Raw genomic sequence first — 18155 nt, forward strand, 5'->3', positions numbered from 1 at the left:
TATCAATCTGGCACGAATACCGCGTTGGCACGCTTTTCCAGAAACTCGGGCAACTCTGCAATCGAGCCAAGGATCGCGTCACTAAGGTGAGCAAGGTCATCCAATGTGCTGTTTCCTGACAGGACGCCTATGGCAAGTCCCGCTCCAGCGGCATGGGCCATTTCCAGATCGTGGGAATTGTCACCCACCATGGCAATCGCTTCGACTGGGAGGCCTGTTTTCGCGGCAAAGAGGTGAAGCTGGTCTGCATGCGGCTTGGCGCGGGCAACGGAGTCATATCCTATGATTGCCGAGAAAAGCGGTGATAGCCCCAAGGCTTCAGCTGTAGCGCGAGCGCCTGCTTCAGAATCATTGGTTGCTATGCCAAGCACGAAACCCCGAGCAACGAGAGCTTCGAGCGTTGCGTGTAATCCATCGATTCCGACAGCGCGGCGCGAGCCTTCCTGAACTGTATAATGATCATAGTCACGAATACATTGCCGTTTTTCTTCGAGAGAAAGCTCGGGATGCCACAGATCAACAACATCATTGATGGTTCCGGCAGCAACCACCGAGCCACCGCGGAACTTTTGCATCTCCCAATCATATCCCCCAGCCTCAACGAGAGCCTTCGCGCGGATTTCATCACCCTTGGCGGCCATGTGCGCCAGTTCCATGGTGATGCCAAACCACGTTTTATTGAAATCGACCAGCGTTCCATCCTTGTCGAACAGAATACCGCGTATCTCTTTAGACTGGGTGGTTCGCATCATGATTCCAGCGAGCCGGGCTTGGCATTTTCAGATCGTCTGCTGCCGAGAAGTTTCAGGAGATCGTCGCCACGGCGGGTATAGCGATGGCCGCGCCTTGTCAGAACTCGGCCAGCCTGTGGAGCGGTCAATATTATATCACCGGCGGGATCCCCCGGCACGGTCACAACAGTGACCAGCTTGTCACCCGCCTTCACTTGAGCACCAATATCGACATGGAACAGGATCATCCCGCCTTGAGGAGCTCTGATCATCTCGACATTTTCAAGCGGCGTGACAGGTCCGTTGAAATCTACCGTCAGTGCAATACTCGTATCGACGATGACGCCGCGATGCACAAGGAACTTGTAAAGACCTTCCGCATCAGACTTTCCAGTATCGATATTGACATCACTGAGGCCACGAAACTCCACTGTGGTGACGGCTCGGGTTTTCTGTTCTGTTTTCGGCAGTTGGAGCACCGGATGCGCGCAAGCTTCTTCAAAAGCTGCATCGGCGGTGCTGTCCCACGAAAGAATAGCGGTAGAGCCGAGGGCGGACGCCAGATCATACATTTCCGGCAAAAACGCCTGGTGGATGTAGAGGTAGCTTTCGCTTTCATCGTCACAATGCAAATCGAGGACAATCTCGTGCGGGAGTGCCTGACGCAGAAGTTCGGCTTTCAGGCGCTCTGCCAGTGGCACCGGACCATCAATGGCGGGCAAGGATGATGTGTCAAAATTCTCCAGAAGGGGAAAGGAACGGTTGAAATTCGTACTGGAGAAAAATTCGAAGCGACCAATATGCTGATGGGCCATCCACTGTGCAGAGCCTATCGGGTTGGCTTGAGGAATGACCGTTATATCCCCGGCAATACGACCTTCCCTGGCAGCTTTTTCCAGCATGGGAATAAGGAAATGCAATGCAGCCTGGCCGGGTAGCTCCGAGCCGTGGAGGGACGATTGCAGATAAGCGCTTGTTGCCTCCCTGTTCTTGCCCTCAAAGCGCAGCACGCGCAACTCAATGCTGTTGCCCGGCACATCGCCAGCCAGCTGTATAGTCTCGGTCTTCATCATGCTATTCCTGGTCTGTTGACTGCTTCTACGTAGTCTATTGTTATTTTTCGCGGCGTTTACGCAGGTGCGCGACGAGTCCTTGCGTGGATGCGTCCTTGTCCTTCGCGCTCACGTCGCCCGAAACAACAGGAAGAAGCTCCGTAGCCAATTCCTTGCCAAGTTCGACGCCCCACTGATCAAATGCATTGATTCCGTAGAGCTGCGCTTCGACAAAGACCCGGTGTTCGTAAAGTGCGATGAGACGGCCAAGCGTATAAGGATCAAGCTTATCGTGGATGATCGTTATCGATGGACGGTTACCGGTGAATACGCGATGCGGGGCAATGCGATTGACTTCTGATTTTGGCAGGTTTTTTGCAGCGAGCTGTGCCTTGGCCTCTTCCAACGTACGGCCCTTCATCAAAGCTTCAGACTGTGCCAGGCAATTTGCCAGCAACATCTGGTGCTGATTATCAAGTTCCGGCTCATGTCCGTTGGCAGCGACAATGAACTCGACGGGAATGGTATCGGTGCCCTGATGCAAAAGCTGGAAGAATGCGTGCTGGCCATTGGTGCCGGGTTCGCCCCAGACAACGGGTCCTGTCGGGCCTGAAACCGGCTTGCCATCAATGGTAACGCCCTTGCCATTCGATTCCATGTCAAGCTGTTGGAGATAGGCAGGCAGACGCGCAAGGCGCTGGTCATAGGGGATCACGGCCCGGCTCGTATAACCGGAGATGGCGCGATGCCAATACCCGACGAGACCAAGCATCATTGGCAGGTTCTTCGAAAGCGCTGCCTTGCGGAAATGTTCGTCCATTGCATGGGCGCCATCCAAGAACCGACCGAAACCTTCCGGGCCAATGGCGATCATCAAAGGCAGGCCAATGGCGGACCAGATTGAATAGCGTCCGCCAACCCAGTCCCAGAAGCCGAAAATACGATCTGCCGGAATCCCGAACGCATCGACTTTTTCAAGAGCTGTCGAGACAGCCGCGAAATGCTTGCCGACAGCCTTCTCACCCAAAGCATCGGCAATCCATTTACGGGCTGCCTTGGCATTGGTGATTGTTTCAATCGTCGTGAATGTCTTGGAGGCAATGATGAAGAGGGTTGTCGACGGCTCAAGCCGGGCCAACGTGTCGGCTATATCCGCGCCATCAACATTGGAAACGAAATGGGCTTTCGGCCCATCGTGATAGGGCGACAAAGCAAGCGTTGCCATGGCTGGACCAAGATCAGACCCGCCAATGCCTATATTGACGATATCGGTGATCGGCTTGTTTTTTGCGCCTTTGATTTCCCCGGAGCGAATACCGGTCGCAAAAACGGCCATACGGTCAAGCACGTCCCTGATGCCCGGCATGACATCCTGCCCGTCGACTTTGACAGGTTTGCCTGAACGGTTACGCAGCGCAACGTGGAGAACGGCGCGGCCCTCGGTATTATTGATGGGTTCGCCCGCAAACATTGCTGTGCGACGGCCTTCAACATTTGCAGCTTTGGCAAGATCACCAAGCAGCGCAAGCGTTTCATCATTGACGAGGCATTTCGACCAATCAAGCAGAAGGTCATCAAGATTGAGGGAATATCGGGAATACCGTTTTTTATCCTCGGCAAATGCATCGCGCATGTTTCTGGGTGCGCCATTCTTCCAATGGGCTTTCAACGCCTGAACCGAACGCTTGATGCTGTTCGCTTGTTCTGAGGCCATAGTCTATCTCCTGAAATAATCGTCTCATGCAAATGTCGCGCAAACCTGCCACTAGAACGACTTTAGTTCAATCGACGAAAGGTGGAATATCTTGGCTTTCCGCGATAAGTGATTGCTATGCCTAAAATCGGGCGATGTATCAGGAGATGCCAAATATGGATTTGACGGGTGAAGAACGGATTGCCGCAAACCGCGCGACTGTCTGGAACGCCCTTAACAATCCGGATATATTGAAAGCGTGCATTCCCGGATGCGAACAACTTGAATGGGTGAGCGAGACAGAACTCGAAGCCACGCTTGCTGTCCGGCTCGGTGTCATCAAACCGCGTTTCAGCGGTGCTATTTACCTCAGCAACCTTAACCCACCCTTTTCCTATACGATAAGCTGCGAGGGCAAGGGAAGCATCGCCGGTATCGCCAAAGGCGGTGCGGATGTCGCCCTTGTAGAGGATGGAAATGAGACGCGCCTGATCTACACAGTGAATGCGCAAGTGGGTGGAAAAATCGCAAAATTCGGCAGTGGCTTGATTGCTTCGACGGCGAGCAAAATTGCCACCCGCTTCTTTGAAAAGTTCAACGAAGCTGTTTCTGCCGCATAACTTCCATGCTGTCGTAATTTCCACAGCTCATGGCGGAAAGCCGTTTGGCTCAGGATCGGCTAAGGCGGATATGCTGACGGCGCGCAATTTTGCGCCGGACAGCCAGTCATGCGCATTTACGATTTCATCATTGTCGGATCTGGATCGGCCGGCTCAGTCGTTGCGAACAAGCTATCGGAAAACGGGCGTTACTCCGTTCTCGTGCTTGAAGCCGGAGGGTCTGACCGGCGATTCTTCATCAGCATGCCGCTTGGCTACGGCAAAACCTTCTATGACAAATCGGTCAACTGGATGTATCGCGCCGAACCAGACCCCGGCCTCGGCGGCAATGCTGACTATTGGCCGCGTGGCAAGGTGCTCGGCGGATCAAGCTCTATTAACGCAATGGTGTATGTGCGCGGCGCACCGGAAGATTTCGACGAATGGCGCGATACCGGAAATCCGGGCTGGGGTTATGCGGACGTGGCACCAATCTTCCGTTCCCTTGAGCACCATGACGGCCCGGCAACCAGCCTGGGAAACGATGGTCCCTTGCATGTTACCGATTGCTCCAGGCTCTTCCATCCTCTGGCTAACAGGATGATCGCGGCAGCACAGGAAGCGGGTCTTTCTTACAACCCCGACTTTAATGGCGCAGCGCAGGAGGGCGTAGGACCTTTCCAGCTCACGACCAAAGGTGGTCGGCGCATGTCAGCCGCCAAGGCATTTCTGCGACCGGCGATGAAGCGCCGAAACGTGACGGTGCTTACGCAAGCAATGGCGACGCGGATCATATTTGATGGGAAGCGCGCTATCGGTGTGCAATTTACCCGCAAGGGCAAAACGGAACTTGCCAAGGCTGGCCGCGAAGTCATCCTGAGCAGCGGTTCGGTCAACACCCCGCAATTGCTTGAGCTGTCGGGTATTGGTGACGCAAATAGGCTTCAGGCGCTTGGAGTAGAGGTTCTATACGATAATCCGCAGGTCGGCGAAAACCTCTGCGATCATCTCGGCATCAACTACACTTACCGGGCGAACATACCCTCGCTCAATCAGATACTGCGCCCGTGGTGGGGCAAGGCTGTAGCCGGCATGGAATATCTATTGCGCCGAACGGGGCCGCTATCGATCAGCATGAATCAGGGCGGTGGATTTTTCCGGACCGATCCTTCCCAACCGCGCGCAAACATGCAGCTCTATTTTCAGGCATTCTCAACCCTTGTGCCCAAAAATGGTGAGCGACCCATTTTGACGCCGGATCCATGGCCCGGCTTTTCTCTCGGCCTCTCCAACTGCCGGCCCACCAGCAGGGGTTCGATTCATATTCGCTCCAATAATGCGCATGATGCGCCGCGAATTATCGCCAACGCTTTTTCCACAGAGCATGATGTTGCAGAAATGCTGGATGCGGTGAAGTTCCTGCGAAAAATCGCAGCCACTCCAACAATGTCCATGCTGATTGAAGAAGAGCTTCTGCCAGGACCGGATTGCAACAGTGACGACGAGCTAATTGAAGATTTTCGCAAACGTAGCGGGACAGTTTATCATCCCGTCTCGACATGCAGAATGGGGCCTGATCCGTCCCGATCAGTCGTTGACCCGCGCTTGAAGGTTCATGGACTATCTGGCCTGCGTGTTATTGATTGCTCGATATTTCCGAACATCATTTCCGGCAATACGAATGCTGCGGCAATGATGGTCGGAGCGAAAGGCGCGCAGATGATTTTGGAAGATCATCCATAGCGCGCCTCCATCATATCAATATCGCGCACCATTTTACTGGCAATCGTGCTTTCCAGCCGCCGAGCCCGAACCAGTCGATAGATTTCCTGCCGCTCCGCTTTAAGCGCGGTAATGCGTAGCCGCTTTTCAATCTCTTCGCTGAGAGCCGTCAATTCACGCTCTTCACCAAGATGCATCCGGCCATCGATGCGCTTGCGGTAAAGCTCCATGATGCGGGTTGCGACGTCTGTAAAAATATCGGCATCCGCACGCCCTGCCGCCAAATCGTGCTGGGCTTTTTCAATAGCCATAATCGCTGCTTCGGCGGCGGCAATACGTGCGTAATCTTCTTCCTTCTGGTGTGAATCCTCCGCTGGGAGATCGATGTTTTTGAGCAGTTTTGGCAAGCATATGCTTGCCGCAACCAGCGACAGAATAATCACACCGGCGGCCAGGAAAATAACGAGATCACGGGCTGGAAAGAGACTTCCATCGTTCAGGAAAAGTGGCAATGTCAGAATACCGGCAAGGGTGATTGCACCGCGCACACCGGCGAATGACATTGTGGCCACAAGCTGCCAACTTGGCCTGACAACTGTCTGCTGACCGTCGGAACGGCGTGAAAGCGCATAACGCCATGAGGCCCATACCCACAAGAAACGAAGCCCAACGAGAGCCGCAAAAATAACGCCTACATAGACTGGCAACCACCAATAGCTGTATCCGTTTGCGTGAACGTTTTTAACCGCGCCCCAGAATATGCTTGGAAGCTGTTCACCAAGCAGAACGAAGATGGCACCATTGGCGGCAAATTGCGCGGTATCCCAGACCGCTGTGCGCCTCACCCGCGTGACTGCCAGCGACTGACTGGAGCTTTCCGCGTAGCTCATCGTGATGCCTGCAGCCACTGCCGCAAGAATTCCCGACGCATGAACATGCTCGGCAAGAAGATAGGCGCCGAAGGGGATGAGCAGACTGATAAGTATCTGCGAGCCGCTTTCCTCACCCAGTCGCCGTGTGAGAAACGCTTTGCCACGCGTGACGCCAATCGTGACGCCAATGCCTATGGCAATGCCTGCAAAGGCGAGCCACAGGAACGTGAAAAATGCTGCCGAGAATGAAAATGCGCCAGTCAACATGGCTGCTACCGCAAAGCGCATGCAAACGAGCCCTGACGCATCGTTCAGCAGTGACTCGCCCTCAAGTATATGCATCATTCGGGACGGAATGGGCACACGGGCGGCAATTGCCGAAACGGCGATCGGGTCTGTCGGCGACACGATTGCCGCCAGGGCAAAGGCAACGGGCAATGGTACGGACGGAATCATCCAGTGAACCAGAAACCCGACACCGAGAACAGTGAAGATTACAAGCCCCAGCGCCATCTCCAGAATGATGCCCTTATCCCTGAACAGTCCTTCCTTGGGTATGCGCCATCCATCGAGGAACAGCAAAGGCGGCAGGAACAGCAAAAAGAAAATATCAGGATCAAGCTCAACGCGGACTTTGGCAACCGAGGCGATCGCCGCGCCCAGACCAATTTGTACCAACGGCAGTGGCACCGGCAAAGGCAACACACGCACAATACTGTCGCTGACAACAACCGCCAGCAGCATCAAAAGGACAATGGTAATCGTTTCCACGGCGAATCCTGTTTCGGGCTTATATTCAGGAGAGAGAAGTGCCGGTGCTTTGTCGAGGTGAACCTTGGCAACTTTGTGCCGAGATGTGGCCAAATGAAAGAAATGGAGCGTTACATTGAAACTATGATGAATAAGATTTTTTACGTTTACGTTAATGTAATTGCTTGCAACAGTATGGCTCTCGCCATAGGAGAGATTGTTGAGTAGCATGGTGTAGGGGAAAGATACCAAGCTAAAAAACTAACTGGGAGGTTAATGTGGCTAAACAGGCGAATCCGGTAACAAAGTCTAAAATTGCGGCGTCCAAGATCGCAACCAAAAAAACGGCACCATCTGCAGCAAAGAAATCCTCCGGAAATGTCAAAGAGGCTGTAGCCAGCGCGCAAGCAATATCCACCAAGAAAGCTGCGGTTGCTGCTAAACCAGCTACGACTGCAAAAATGGCTGCTGCCAACAAAGCAACGGCGAAAGCGCCTGCCTCCCAGAACTCTGCTGAAAGCAAACCGGTAGCTGCAGCTGTAAAACCAGCCACACCCGCAAAAACGCCAGCTAAAAACATATCCAAAGCACCGGCCACTAAAAAAGAACCAGCTATCACGCCTGCTGCAAAGCCGAAAACTGCCGCAAAAGCAGTGCCAGCTAGCAAAGTGACGGCCAAAGCGCCTGCAGCCAAGAAATCTGCTGAAAGTAAATCGGTAGAACCAGCCACACCCGCAAAAGCCCCGGCAAAAAAGATATCAGCGACGCCCACCACTAAAAAAGAACCAACCACCACATCTGCTGCAAAGTCGAAAACTGCCACAAAAGCAGTGCCAGCCAGCAAAGTGACGGCCAAAGCGCCTGCAGCCAAGACGACTGCTGAGAGCAAACCGGCAGCGGCAGCCAATAAGCCGATCCTGCCGACGCCAAAAATGTGGGTGAAACACTATCCCGAGGGTGTCCCGGCGGACATTCCGGACCTGCCTCATCAATCGCTCGGCGCATTCTTTGACGATGCATTCAAAAAATTCAGCAACAAGCCTGCATTTAATTGCATGGGCAAAAGCATGAGTTATGGGGAGCTCGACAAACACTCCCGCTCCATTGCGGCCTGGCTGCAATCTCGCGGACTGGTCAAAGGCGACCGTGTCGCGATCATGATGCCGAATGTCTTGCAATACCCGATTGTGATCGCCGGTATTTTGCGAGCCGGACTAATCGTTGTTAACGTCAACCCGCTTTATACGCCGCGCGAGCTGGAATACCAGTTGAAGGATAGCGGTGCCAAGGCCATCATTGTTCTCGAAAATTTTGCTGCCACGCTGCAGAAAGTCGTCACCAAAACCTCTGTGCAACATGTCGTTGTTACCGCTATGGGCGACATGATGGGCCTGAAAGGCCATCTGGTAAATCTGGTTGTAAGGCGCGTAAAGAAGATGGTTCCAGCATGGTCATTGCCTGGACACATCCCTTTCAAGACAGCATTGGCAAAGGGCGCTTCCATGTCCCTCAAGCCGGTTGATGTCAAAAGCTCCGACACTGCTTTCCTGCAATATACAGGCGGCACAACCGGCATTTCAAAAGGCGCGACTCTCACCCACAGCAATATTCTTTCCAATATAGAGCAGATGAGTCTGTGGTGTGATGTTGGCTTCAGGGCCAAAGGCAAACCCGACAGCATTGTTTATGTCTGCGCGCTGCCGCTCTATCATATTTTCGCGCTTACCGTGAATGCGATGATCGGTATCAAGCAGGGTGGTCTGAATATTCTTATCCCGAATCCAAGGGATATCCCCGCATTCGTCAAAGTGCTGCAGAAGCACAAATTTCATTTCTTTCCTGGGCTGAGTACCCTCTTCAATGGTCTCATGAACAATGAAGAATTCCGCAAGCTAGACTTCAAGGAACTCAGAATGTCGTTCAGCGGCGGCATGGCCATGCAAAGGCCGGTTGCGGATCGCTGGCAGGAGTTGACCGGCAGCCTTATGATCGAAGGTTACGGGCTTTCCGAAACTTCACCCGTTGCCTCGGCCAATCCGCTTGATGCAAAAGAATTCTCCGGCACAATTGGCATGCCCATGCCATCGACGGATTTTTCCATACGCGATGATGATGGCAAGGAACTGCCCTTGCTGGAAGTTGGCGAAATTTGCATCCGCGGACCGCAGATCATGGCAGGTTATTGGAACCGTCCGGACGAGACCGCCAAGGTCATGACTGCGGATGGATTTTTCCGCTCCGGCGATATGGGTTATATGGACGAGCGTGGCTACACGAAGATCGTCGATCGCAAAAAAGATATGATCCTTGTCTCTGGTTTCAATGTTTATCCGAACGAAATCGAAGAAGTGGCCATGGAACATCCAGGTATTGCCGAGGCTGCTGCCGTAGCAATCGCCAATGAGCATTCCGGTGAAGCCGTGAAGCTTTATATCGTGCGCAAGGACAAGACGTTGACCGAAGAGGCTGTGAAAGCATTCTGCGCCGAACGCCTTACAAATTACAAACGTCCGCGCGTGGTCGAATTCCGGGATGAACTGCCCAAGAGCAATGTCGGCAAGATTTTGCGCCGCGAATTGCGGGACTAAAAACAAAGGGAGGGTCTCTTTTATGCAATTGCGATCGGAAAACCGCAACACGCTTTTCCAGGAATTGCTTCGACCCTCCCTTATTTTATGCGGGCTGCCCTACATCAATTCTGTTTCCGTCCCTGTCTTCAAAAACGAACGACCTGAGACCATAATCGTGGTCGCGCAGTCCTTTGATGATACGTAGCCCTTCCCGCTGGCAAATTGCGTGAAGAGCATCAGCATCATCTACGATGATATGCGCCACATTGAACGGTGGTGCGTCATAATCTTTCTGCAAACTTAAGTGCAGCTCGGCACTCTCGCGCTTCAGAATCATAAACCCGACGGGATTTCCGTTTTCGAACGTCTTGGTGAAGCCAAATACCCGCGTATAAAAATCATGTGCGCGGACCATGTCCTTGACCGGAAGCACGGCTGCAATACGCCCGAAGTGAACAGCGTTGGTGGACTTGTCATTCATTTCATAACCTCAAATATCGAAAGCACATTCCATCACTCATGCACAGTGGCGAAGCGATGGCTGTAACTTTCCCAAAAGATCATGAGACGGTGCCCACGCAGTTCCTATAATACGGCAATCTATTACTGGAAAGAGCTTCAGGCCACCTTGTCGCGCACCTGATAATCCTTGATCGCCGCGAAACGGATCGCCTTCCAACGCTCCGCTTCATAGGAAAGCGAGAAGGAATTTTGCGCAAGGAATACTGGATCATTGTCCAGATCATGCGCGATATCGGCGCGATGACCATTGATGAAACGCTGAAGCTCAGCGGGATCATCGGCAGAAATCCAGCGCGCAACAGTAAAGCGTGCTGGCTCAAAGCCTACAGGCAAGGTGTATTCCACCTTTAGACGTTCGGTCAAAACGTCGATCTGCAGGGCGCCGACAACACCAACAATAGCGGGAGAGCCATCATCAGGCAGGAAGAGCTGAACCACGCCTTCCTCCGCCATCTGCTGGAGCGCTTCGCGCAGCTTTTTGGCTTTCATTGCATCATCCAGCCGCACGCGACGCAAGATTTCCGGTGCAAAGTTTGGAACACCGCGGAAAAGCAAATCTTCGCCTTCCGTCAGCGTATCGCCAATACGCAATGTGCCATGGTTTGGGATGCCGACCACATCGCCGGCCCATGCCTCATCCGCGATCTGGCGACTACGGGCAAAGAAAAATTGAGGCGCCGAAAGGCCCATCGGCTTACCGGTGCGCACAAGCTTTGCTTTCATGCCACGTGAAAGCTTGCCCGAGCAAACGCGCAGAAACGCGATCCGGTCACGGTGATTGGGATCCATATTGGCTTGAATCTTGAACACGAAACCTGTCATCTTTTCTTCCGTGGCTTCGACCCGGCGCGTATCGGCATCCTGTGCACGGGGGCTCGGACCAAAATCACAGAAGGCTTCAATGAGATCGCGGACGCCGTAATTGCGCAATGCGGATCCAAAGTAAACGGGCGTCATATGGCCTTCGCGAAATGCCTTAAGATCGAATGGGTTGCAGGCATCACGCGCCAGCGTTACTTCGTCGATCCACGCCTGACGCTCATTTTCGGGCAGGAGACCGGCTGCGCCGGAGGATTCCGGTCCATTGACGGGGCGCGGAGTCTCTTCCGAATCCCGCTGGCGAACCGTATTGTTCTGAAGATTATACGTTCCGGCGAAGCTCTTGCCTCGTCCTATCGGCCAGGTGATCGGTGCTGTATCCAAGGCGAGCTTCTGCTCAATCTCATCAAGGATCTCATAAGGATCGCGGCTTTCACGGTCCATCTTGTTGATGAAAGTGACAATCGGGATATCGCGCATACGGCAAACTTCAAAAAGCTTGAGCGTGCGCGCCTCAATACCTTTGGCGGCGTCAATCACCATGACCGCGCTGTCTACCGCCGTGAGGGTACGATAGGTATCGTCGGCAAAGTCTTCGTGACCCGGCGTATCGAGCAGATTGAAAATGCAATCCTTGTATTCGAATGTCATGACGGATGTCACAACAGAAATACCGCGATCGCGCTCGATATTCATCCAGTCCGAGCGCGTTTGGATGCGATCTTTCTTCGCCTTGACCTCACCCGCAAGCTGAATGGCTCCACCAAAAAGCAACAGCTTTTCGGTCAGCGTGGTTTTACCGGCGTCAGGATGCGCGATAATCGCGAATGTACGACGTTTGGAAACAGGATGGTCAGCAGAAGACATAAATCGGCTCAAAACTAAAGGAAAGGTTGGCGCCTTCTATCAGCCCCAGTCTTTCCCGTCGACCTTCAATTCCAATAGGTCAAACGCTTTCCAGCGCAGGCGTGAATTCATCTGCAATCATGAACGGCTCAATGGCAATGCGTTTGGTATCTTTGACAGTCACGAAACTGTTCGGAGGAACCGGCATCCAATTGCCTGCTTCACCGTCAAGAGGCTCAGAAACAACGCATAAACCCGCATTTGGCGAAAGCGTTGCGGTATAAAGGGACGGCGCAAAGCGATCTGTTGCATAGCGGACCGCATAGAGATGCTGTCCATCGGAAAAAGCTGCTGTCAGCCGAATAAAGGCGGGGATGCCGATACGCTCCGCTTCGGCTTTGATTGTATTGACCGTTGCAGTAAGAGACTGCGCGGGATGCTGATCAAGGCCATGTTGCAGCATGAGCAAGAATATCAGTTCGGAATCCGTTGAACCCAGTTTCTGCGCGTAAATTGAGTCATCCAGACGAGACTCCAAACCACGTCGCAGCCTGTCAAAATGGCCAATCTGCCCGTTATGCATGAAGCTCCATTTTCCCGAAACGAAAGGATGGCAATTCATACGGCTAGTCACCCCGCCGGTCGATGCCCGAACGTGAGCCAGGAAAAGATGCGACTTGATCTGACGGGAAAGACTCCGCAAGTTCTGATCGGACCATGCGGGGAGAATATCGCGGTAAAGCCCAGGTTCGTCACGCGCACCATACCAGGCCACGCCAAAACCATCACCATTGGTACGCGTTTTGGCCTCGTGCGCATCATGGCTTTGCGCAATCAGCGAATGGCAGGGAGAGGCTATAACATCTTCAAGAAACAGTTCAGGTCCAAGATAGGCAGCCCAACGGCACATGAATCACCCGATTTCGTAACATAATATTATCTGTAACTGCACTTGTGCGAATCGCCAGCACGCTGCTGGGATAATAGCAGATTATGTGCAAACAATGGGCCCAGCGCATCTTGTCAGTTGACGGTGTGCGCTGACTGGTGAAAAAGGTCTCTTCATGTCACAGAAAATCGATTCCGCTCACCCGAAAAACCCTGCACTCGGCCTGGTCCGCCTTGACCACGCCAAGGGGCTGGACTTGCCCGCCTACGAAACATCCGGCTCTGCTGGCATGGACCTTCGAGCTGCTGTTCCGGAAGACAGACCATTGCTGTTGCTTCCGGGAAAACGGGCATTGGTTCCCAGTGGCCTGATCTTCGAAATCCCGGCCGGATATGAGGCGCAAATCAGACCTCGCTCGGGTCTCGCTCTGAAACATGGGATTACCTGCCTCAACACGCCAGGTACGATTGATTCAGATTATCGCGGTGAAGTAAAAGTGATACTGATCAATCTGGGCGATGACGATTTCTACGTCGAGCGAGGCATGCGCATTGCGCAGGTTGTTCTTGCACCGGTTGTGCAGCTCAATGTTGAGGAGCGACAGCATGCCAGCGAAACGTCACGTGGCTCTGGCGGATTTGGCTCGACAGGTACTGCATAGCAATTAGGAGGGTACCATGGACAAAGGCAAAACATTTCGTCTGTTGCATCAAGGGCCAGATGTGTTGCTGATGCCCAATCCATGGGATCCCGGCACTACAAAGTTTCTTGCTTCACTTGGCTTCAAGGCAATGGCGACCAGCAGTGCAGGCTTTGCTTTTTCTCGCGGCCTTGCTGACGGGGCCATAACATTCGATGTCATGATGCAGCACTGCCGCGACCTTGTTGCCGCCACAGATCTTCCTGTATCCGGCGATCTGGAAAAGGGCAAAGGCGACAGCGCGGACAGTGCTGCCGAAACGATCTTTGCAGCGGAAGCTGCAGGGCTGGCAGGTTGTTCAATCGAAGATTTCTCCGGGGATCCCGACAAGCCCGTCTATGAGTTTTCCCATGCCGTCGAAAGGGTCGCCGCAGCCGCTGAGGCAGCCCGTGCTTTGAAGCGCGATTTCGTCTTTACCGCGCGTGCCGAAAACTTCTTGCGGGGACAAAATGATCTGGATGACACGATCAAGCGTCTTCAGGCATTTGAGGAAGCGGGAGCGGATGTCCTTTTCGCCCCGGGTATTTCCGACCTTGAGAGTATCAAAATTCTTTGCGATTCAGTCTCCAAGCCGTTGAGCGTTTTGGCTCCTCCTTCGCTGACAGTTAGCGAGCTGGCGGCGGCCGGCGTGAAGCGGATTTCGCTTGGACCAAGGCTCACGACAGCTGCGTTCAGTGCTATCCACGACGCAGCCCGACAGGTGCTCGACAAGGGTACATTTGAATTCGGCACAACAGGCGTAACATTTGGCAATTTACAACAGCTCTTCTCACAGGGTGCAACCAAGGAAGTCTGAAGTATGGCCCGTCCAGACCTGGTGATTTTCGATTGTGACGGCGTGCTTGTCGATACCGAAACCGTCGGCAATCATCATCTGGTCAAGATGCTTGGGGAAGCCGGTTTTAAAACCAGCTTTTCCGAACTCCGCAAAACCTATACCGGCATGCCGATGCGGGCGGTTCAGGAGAAGGTCGAGGCGCTGGGCTATTCATTAGGCGATGATTTTGTCGAACGTTGGTATCAAGCTATTCCCGTTATCTTCGAGAATGTAGAGGCCATCCCCCATATCGAGAGTGTTATTGCTGCTGTTAAGGACGCGGGGCTTCCCTATTGCGTTGCATCTTCCGCCAATGTGGAGAAAATGCACATCACACTCGGCAAAACCGGGCTGATTGATCATTTCGAAAATGTTCTTTACAGCGCATCAATGGTTGCGCGCGGAAAGCCCTTCCCTGACCTGTTTCTCCATGCTGCTGCCAAGATGGGGTATGATCCGAGCCAGGCTGTCGTGATTGAAGACAGTGTGGCAGGAACGGTGGCCGGGATAGCAGCGGGCATGCGCGTATTTTCCTATTGCGGCGATGAGCATGCCGATCATGAAGGCCTGGCTGCAGCAGGCGGCATACTCTTTGACGACATGCGAAAACTTCCTGCCTTGCTGGAAATCAGCTGATGAATAGTCCCCTGAAAGTGATCGATATGCACACGGGTGGCGAACCTCTGCGTATCATTATTGATGGCTATCCCAAGCTGCCAAAGGGAACCATTCTAAGCAAGCGGGCCTATGTTCGCGATCGGCTCGATCATCTGCGGAAGATATTGATGTTCGAACCACGCGGTCATTTCGATATGTATGGCGCGTTGCTGGTTGATACCGATCTTCCCGATGCTGACCTCGCTGTGCTGTTCATGCATAATGAGGGTTATTCTACCATGTGTGGCCACGCCATCATTGCGCTTGGCCGTTATGCCGTTGACTATGGTCTGGTGGCCAAGGTGGAGCCAGTAACCACCGTTCGCATCGAATGCCCTTGCGGTATGGTCGTCGCTTCCGTGGAAGTTCGTGACGGAAAGTCTGGCAGCGTCTCGTTCGAAAGCGTTCCGGCCTTCCTTTTTGCAAGCGACCAGATCGTCGACGTTCCGGATTTCGGCAAGATCAGTTTTGATGTGGCCTATGGCGGAGCTTTTTATGCTCTCGCCGATTGCCATCAATTCGGCCTCGAATTCGGACGCGACGCCGCCTCTGCATTTAAACATGCTGCCACAGTGCTGACCGAGGCCGTGAAAGAAGCAGTCCCGCTTGATCATCCCGATCACAAGGATTTGGCATTCCTTTACGGTTCGATTTTAACCGATGGTGCCGATGAGTGGAATGAAGCGCCGACGAAAAACGTCTGCATCTTCGCTGACGCACAGCTGGACCGTTCCCCGACAGGCTCGGGTGTTACGGCCAGGCTTGCGGCAATGCACGCCAAGGGGCAGATTGTTAAGGGCACAGCCCGGATATTCGAAAGCATTGTCGGCTCGCGCTTTGCGGGTTTTGTTGAGACCACGACGAAGGCGGGGCAGTTTGATGCAATAACCGCGCGTGTTTCCGGGCATGCTTATTACAGCGGTATGGCCGAATTCATCGTTGAAGATGGCGATCCGCTCGGAACTGGATTCCTTATTTCCTGAAGATTCTAAATAGTAAACCATATGGTTGACTATCTTTTATTGCCGTGATACTAAACCACATGGTTGAATTTCATACATCACATCTCGACGCCGTATTTCATGCGCTTTCCGACCGGACACGGCGGGCGATATTGCAGCGACTTACAGCGGGCGAACATTCTGTCAGCGATCTGGCAACGCCCTTTCAGATGTCCCTGGCAGGGGCATCGAAACATATCAAGGTTCTGGAGAGTGCCGGCCTCGTTCGACGGCGCATCGAAGGCAGAACCCATATCTGCCAACTTGAAGCTGCCAAGCTCGCGCAGGCGCAACAATGGTTGAGCACTTATGAGAAATTCTGGACCGCAAGGCTTGATGATCTTGAAGCTATCCTACGCCAGGAAGATGCCGCAGCATCAAAGTCTGCAACCGGGAAAGGAGGAGAATGAAATGAACGAGCACATTGGAAATAATACCCTCGGCGTCGTCACTGCACCGGGAACCGTTTGTATCAAACGGGTGCTGCCGGGTCCCGTCGAGCGGGTGTGGGCTTATCTGACTGAATCGGACAAGAGGCGCAAGTGGCTGGCGAGAGGGCCCATCTCCAGCTTCGTCGGAGGCGATGTGGAACTGACCTTTCACCATTCAGAACTATCGCAAGATCCCGCACCCGAGGAATACAAGAAATATGAGGGTCATACGAATAAGGGGAAAGTGACACGCTATGATCCTCCGCATATCCTCAGTTACACATGGCCTGATGGGCCAAACGAACCTTCGGAGGTGACATTCGAACTTGCCGCCCTGGGGAATGATACGCAACTGACGATTACACATACACGCCTTGCAAGCAGAAATTCCATGGTCAGCGTAGCGGCTGGCTGGCACGTCCATCTCGCGGTGCTGATTGCCCATATGGAAGGGCGGCAGGTCAAGGATTTCTGGGAAAACCACAGTCGTATTGAGCCGGAATACCAGCAGCTCATTGGCAATTGAACAAGCATCTTATGGGAGAGAAAATCATGAGACCTTCTTATGAGGGAAGCCACAATATTGCGATGAAGGTTCCCCCTCATCAGTATGAGGCAACAGTCGCATTCTACAGGGACATCATCGGTTTGGAGCCATTGACCAACCATCTGCCCTATGTGGGCTTTCATTTCGGATCAAATCAGCTTTGGATCGACAAGGCACCCGGTCTCAGCCAGTCCGAGCTTTGGCTGGAAATCGCAGCTGACAATGTCGGCGCTGCCGCCGGACATCTTTCTGAGGCAGGTATCGTGCGTTGCGACGAGATCGAAGAATTGCCGGAAGGGCACAAGGATTTCTGGATCACCAGCCCTTGCCAGATCATTCATCATGTGTCGCAAAAGGGCGAAGGCTGGTAGCTAGAGCAAAATTTTCTCTAGCGTTCAAACAGCCTTTCATGCAGCCAGACGGGCTCACCTGTATAAGTGGTTTCCGCGATTTTGCGGAAGCCATTTTTCTCGGCAATCCGACGTGAGGCGATGTTCTCCGGCGATATGATGCAGCGGGTGCTTGTGGCCTTGAAGAAACCCGTTCCCCAATGAAGCATCTTTTCCAGCGCTTCATTGCCATAACCCTTGCCGTGAATCTCTTGCGATAATACCCATCCCATCTCCGGCGTGTCACCGAAGGGTGGCTCGATTTCTCTGTTGAAATTGGCAAAGCCGACATCGCCAATATAACGACCGGTCGCCTTCTCTTCCAAGGCCCAGAAACCATAGCCAATCGCATGCCACATGCCGATATATTGCAGCAGACGTCCCCATGAGCGCTCGCGGGTGGACGGCTGCCCCGAGATATATTGATAGACTGCGGGCTGGGTCCAAACTTCATGCAGCGCTTCGAAATCATCCTCGCGATGACCACGCAGGATCAACCGTTCGGTTTCAAGAACTGGGACGGAAATTTTGGTCATGCTCAATTCCAA

At 53.3% G+C, this 18155-nt stretch carries 19 protein-coding genes; 10 read left to right on the forward strand and 9 right to left on the reverse strand.

Annotated features, from left to right (window positions below; genetic code table 11):
- Window positions 1–2: 2 nt before the first annotated feature.
- Genes ACTJI9_RS10190 through pgi form a run of 3 tightly spaced genes read right to left on the reverse strand, consistent with a single transcriptional unit; the run spans window position 3 to window position 3497 of the window.
- On the reverse strand, window positions 3–749 hold the full coding sequence (locus tag ACTJI9_RS10190) for an HAD family hydrolase (protein WP_337354368.1): 747 nt from the start codon (window positions 747–749) through the stop codon (window positions 3–5).
- Window positions 749–1801 (reverse strand): peptidase M14, encoded by a 1053-nt coding sequence (locus ACTJI9_RS10195; RefSeq protein WP_440808457.1) that lies wholly within the window; start codon window positions 1799–1801, stop codon window positions 749–751. Before ACTJI9_RS10195 ends, ACTJI9_RS10190 begins: the two co-directional genes overlap by 1 nt.
- 43 nt (window positions 1802–1844) lie before the next feature.
- On the reverse strand, window positions 1845–3497 hold the full coding sequence (gene pgi, locus ACTJI9_RS10200) for a glucose-6-phosphate isomerase (protein WP_440807749.1): 1653 nt from the start codon (window positions 3495–3497) through the stop codon (window positions 1845–1847).
- A gap of 155 nt (window positions 3498–3652) precedes the next feature.
- On the opposite strand from pgi, the gene ACTJI9_RS10205 reads away from it, so the two are divergent.
- A complete protein-coding gene (locus tag ACTJI9_RS10205; protein WP_115054748.1) occupies window positions 3653–4096 on the forward strand; it encodes a CoxG family protein in 444 nt (147 codons plus the stop codon).
- Between the two features lie 108 nt (window positions 4097–4204).
- Window positions 4205–5818: a GMC family oxidoreductase gene (locus ACTJI9_RS10210; protein ID WP_354342833.1), complete on the forward strand. Its 1614-nt coding sequence runs from the start codon at window positions 4205–4207 to the stop codon at window positions 5816–5818.
- On the opposite strand, the gene ACTJI9_RS10215 is transcribed toward ACTJI9_RS10210, so the two are convergent.
- Both ACTJI9_RS10215 and ACTJI9_RS10220 read right to left on the reverse strand, forming a co-directional pair.
- Window positions 5809–7440 (reverse strand): Na+/H+ antiporter, encoded by a 1632-nt coding sequence (locus ACTJI9_RS10215; RefSeq protein WP_115054825.1) that lies wholly within the window; start codon window positions 7438–7440, stop codon window positions 5809–5811. The two genes, ACTJI9_RS10210 and ACTJI9_RS10215, sit on opposite strands and share 10 nt — an antisense overlap.
- Window positions 7441–7672: 232 nt before the next feature.
- Window positions 7673–8290: a hypothetical protein gene (locus ACTJI9_RS10220; protein ID WP_440807754.1), complete on the reverse strand. Its 618-nt coding sequence runs from the start codon at window positions 8288–8290 to the stop codon at window positions 7673–7675.
- On the opposite strand from ACTJI9_RS10220, the gene ACTJI9_RS10225 reads away from it, so the two are divergent.
- Window positions 8265–10007, forward strand: coding sequence for a long-chain-fatty-acid--CoA ligase (locus ACTJI9_RS10225; protein ID WP_440807757.1), 1743 nt, complete (start codon window positions 8265–8267; stop codon window positions 10005–10007). The genes ACTJI9_RS10220 and ACTJI9_RS10225 overlap by 26 nt on opposite strands.
- A gap of 85 nt (window positions 10008–10092) precedes the next feature.
- On the opposite strand, the gene ACTJI9_RS10230 is transcribed toward ACTJI9_RS10225, so the two are convergent.
- The 3 genes from ACTJI9_RS10230 to ACTJI9_RS10240 all read right to left on the reverse strand — a co-directional run bounded on the left by ACTJI9_RS10230 (window position 10093) and on the right by ACTJI9_RS10240 (window position 13086).
- Window positions 10093–10470, reverse strand: a complete 378-nt coding sequence (locus tag ACTJI9_RS10230) for a VOC family protein (RefSeq protein WP_336440454.1) — start codon at window positions 10468–10470, stop codon at window positions 10093–10095.
- Between the two features lie 137 nt (window positions 10471–10607).
- Window positions 10608–12197 (reverse strand): peptide chain release factor 3, encoded by a 1590-nt coding sequence (locus ACTJI9_RS10235; protein ID WP_115054744.1) that lies wholly within the window; start codon window positions 12195–12197, stop codon window positions 10608–10610.
- Between the two features lie 79 nt (window positions 12198–12276).
- Window positions 12277–13086, reverse strand: coding sequence for a class II glutamine amidotransferase (locus ACTJI9_RS10240; RefSeq protein ID WP_115054743.1), 810 nt, complete (start codon window positions 13084–13086; stop codon window positions 12277–12279).
- A gap of 154 nt (window positions 13087–13240) precedes the next feature.
- On the opposite strand from ACTJI9_RS10240, the gene dut reads away from it, so the two are divergent.
- Genes dut through ACTJI9_RS10275 form a run of 7 tightly spaced genes read left to right on the forward strand, consistent with a single transcriptional unit; the run spans window position 13241 to window position 17589 of the window.
- Complete coding sequence (gene dut, locus ACTJI9_RS10245; RefSeq protein WP_307282058.1) at window positions 13241–13726, forward strand: dUTP diphosphatase; 486 nt, start codon at window positions 13241–13243, stop codon at window positions 13724–13726.
- Between the two features lie 16 nt (window positions 13727–13742).
- A complete protein-coding gene (locus ACTJI9_RS10250; RefSeq protein ID WP_115054741.1) occupies window positions 13743–14561 on the forward strand; it encodes an isocitrate lyase/phosphoenolpyruvate mutase family protein in 819 nt (272 codons plus the stop codon).
- Between the two features lie 3 nt (window positions 14562–14564).
- Window positions 14565–15218, forward strand: coding sequence for an HAD family hydrolase (locus tag ACTJI9_RS10255; protein ID WP_440807761.1), 654 nt, complete (start codon window positions 14565–14567; stop codon window positions 15216–15218).
- Window positions 15218–16222 carry a proline racemase family protein gene (locus ACTJI9_RS10260; protein WP_440807764.1) on the forward strand — a complete coding sequence of 335 codons (1005 nt, stop codon included), beginning with the start codon at window positions 15218–15220 and terminating at the stop codon, window positions 16220–16222. Before ACTJI9_RS10255 ends, ACTJI9_RS10260 begins: the two co-directional genes overlap by 1 nt.
- A gap of 59 nt (window positions 16223–16281) precedes the next feature.
- Window positions 16282–16650 (forward strand): ArsR/SmtB family transcription factor, encoded by a 369-nt coding sequence (locus ACTJI9_RS10265; protein ID WP_440807767.1) that lies wholly within the window; start codon window positions 16282–16284, stop codon window positions 16648–16650.
- Window position 16651: 1 nt separating this feature from the next.
- Complete coding sequence (locus ACTJI9_RS10270; RefSeq protein ID WP_440807769.1) at window positions 16652–17197, forward strand: SRPBCC family protein; 546 nt, start codon at window positions 16652–16654, stop codon at window positions 17195–17197.
- Window positions 17198–17223: 26 nt separating this feature from the next.
- On the forward strand, window positions 17224–17589 hold the full coding sequence (locus ACTJI9_RS10275) for a hypothetical protein (protein WP_440807771.1): 366 nt from the start codon (window positions 17224–17226) through the stop codon (window positions 17587–17589).
- A gap of 17 nt (window positions 17590–17606) precedes the next feature.
- On the opposite strand, the gene ACTJI9_RS10280 is transcribed toward ACTJI9_RS10275, so the two are convergent.
- Window positions 17607–18143, reverse strand: coding sequence for a GNAT family N-acetyltransferase (locus ACTJI9_RS10280; protein WP_440807773.1), 537 nt, complete (start codon window positions 18141–18143; stop codon window positions 17607–17609).
- Window positions 18144–18155: the final 12 nt, after the last annotated feature.

This window comes from Phyllobacterium sp. 22552, assembly GCF_052044585.1.
In the GTDB taxonomy this organism is placed as follows: Bacteria; Pseudomonadota; Alphaproteobacteria; order Rhizobiales; family Rhizobiaceae; genus Phyllobacterium; species Phyllobacterium ifriqiyense.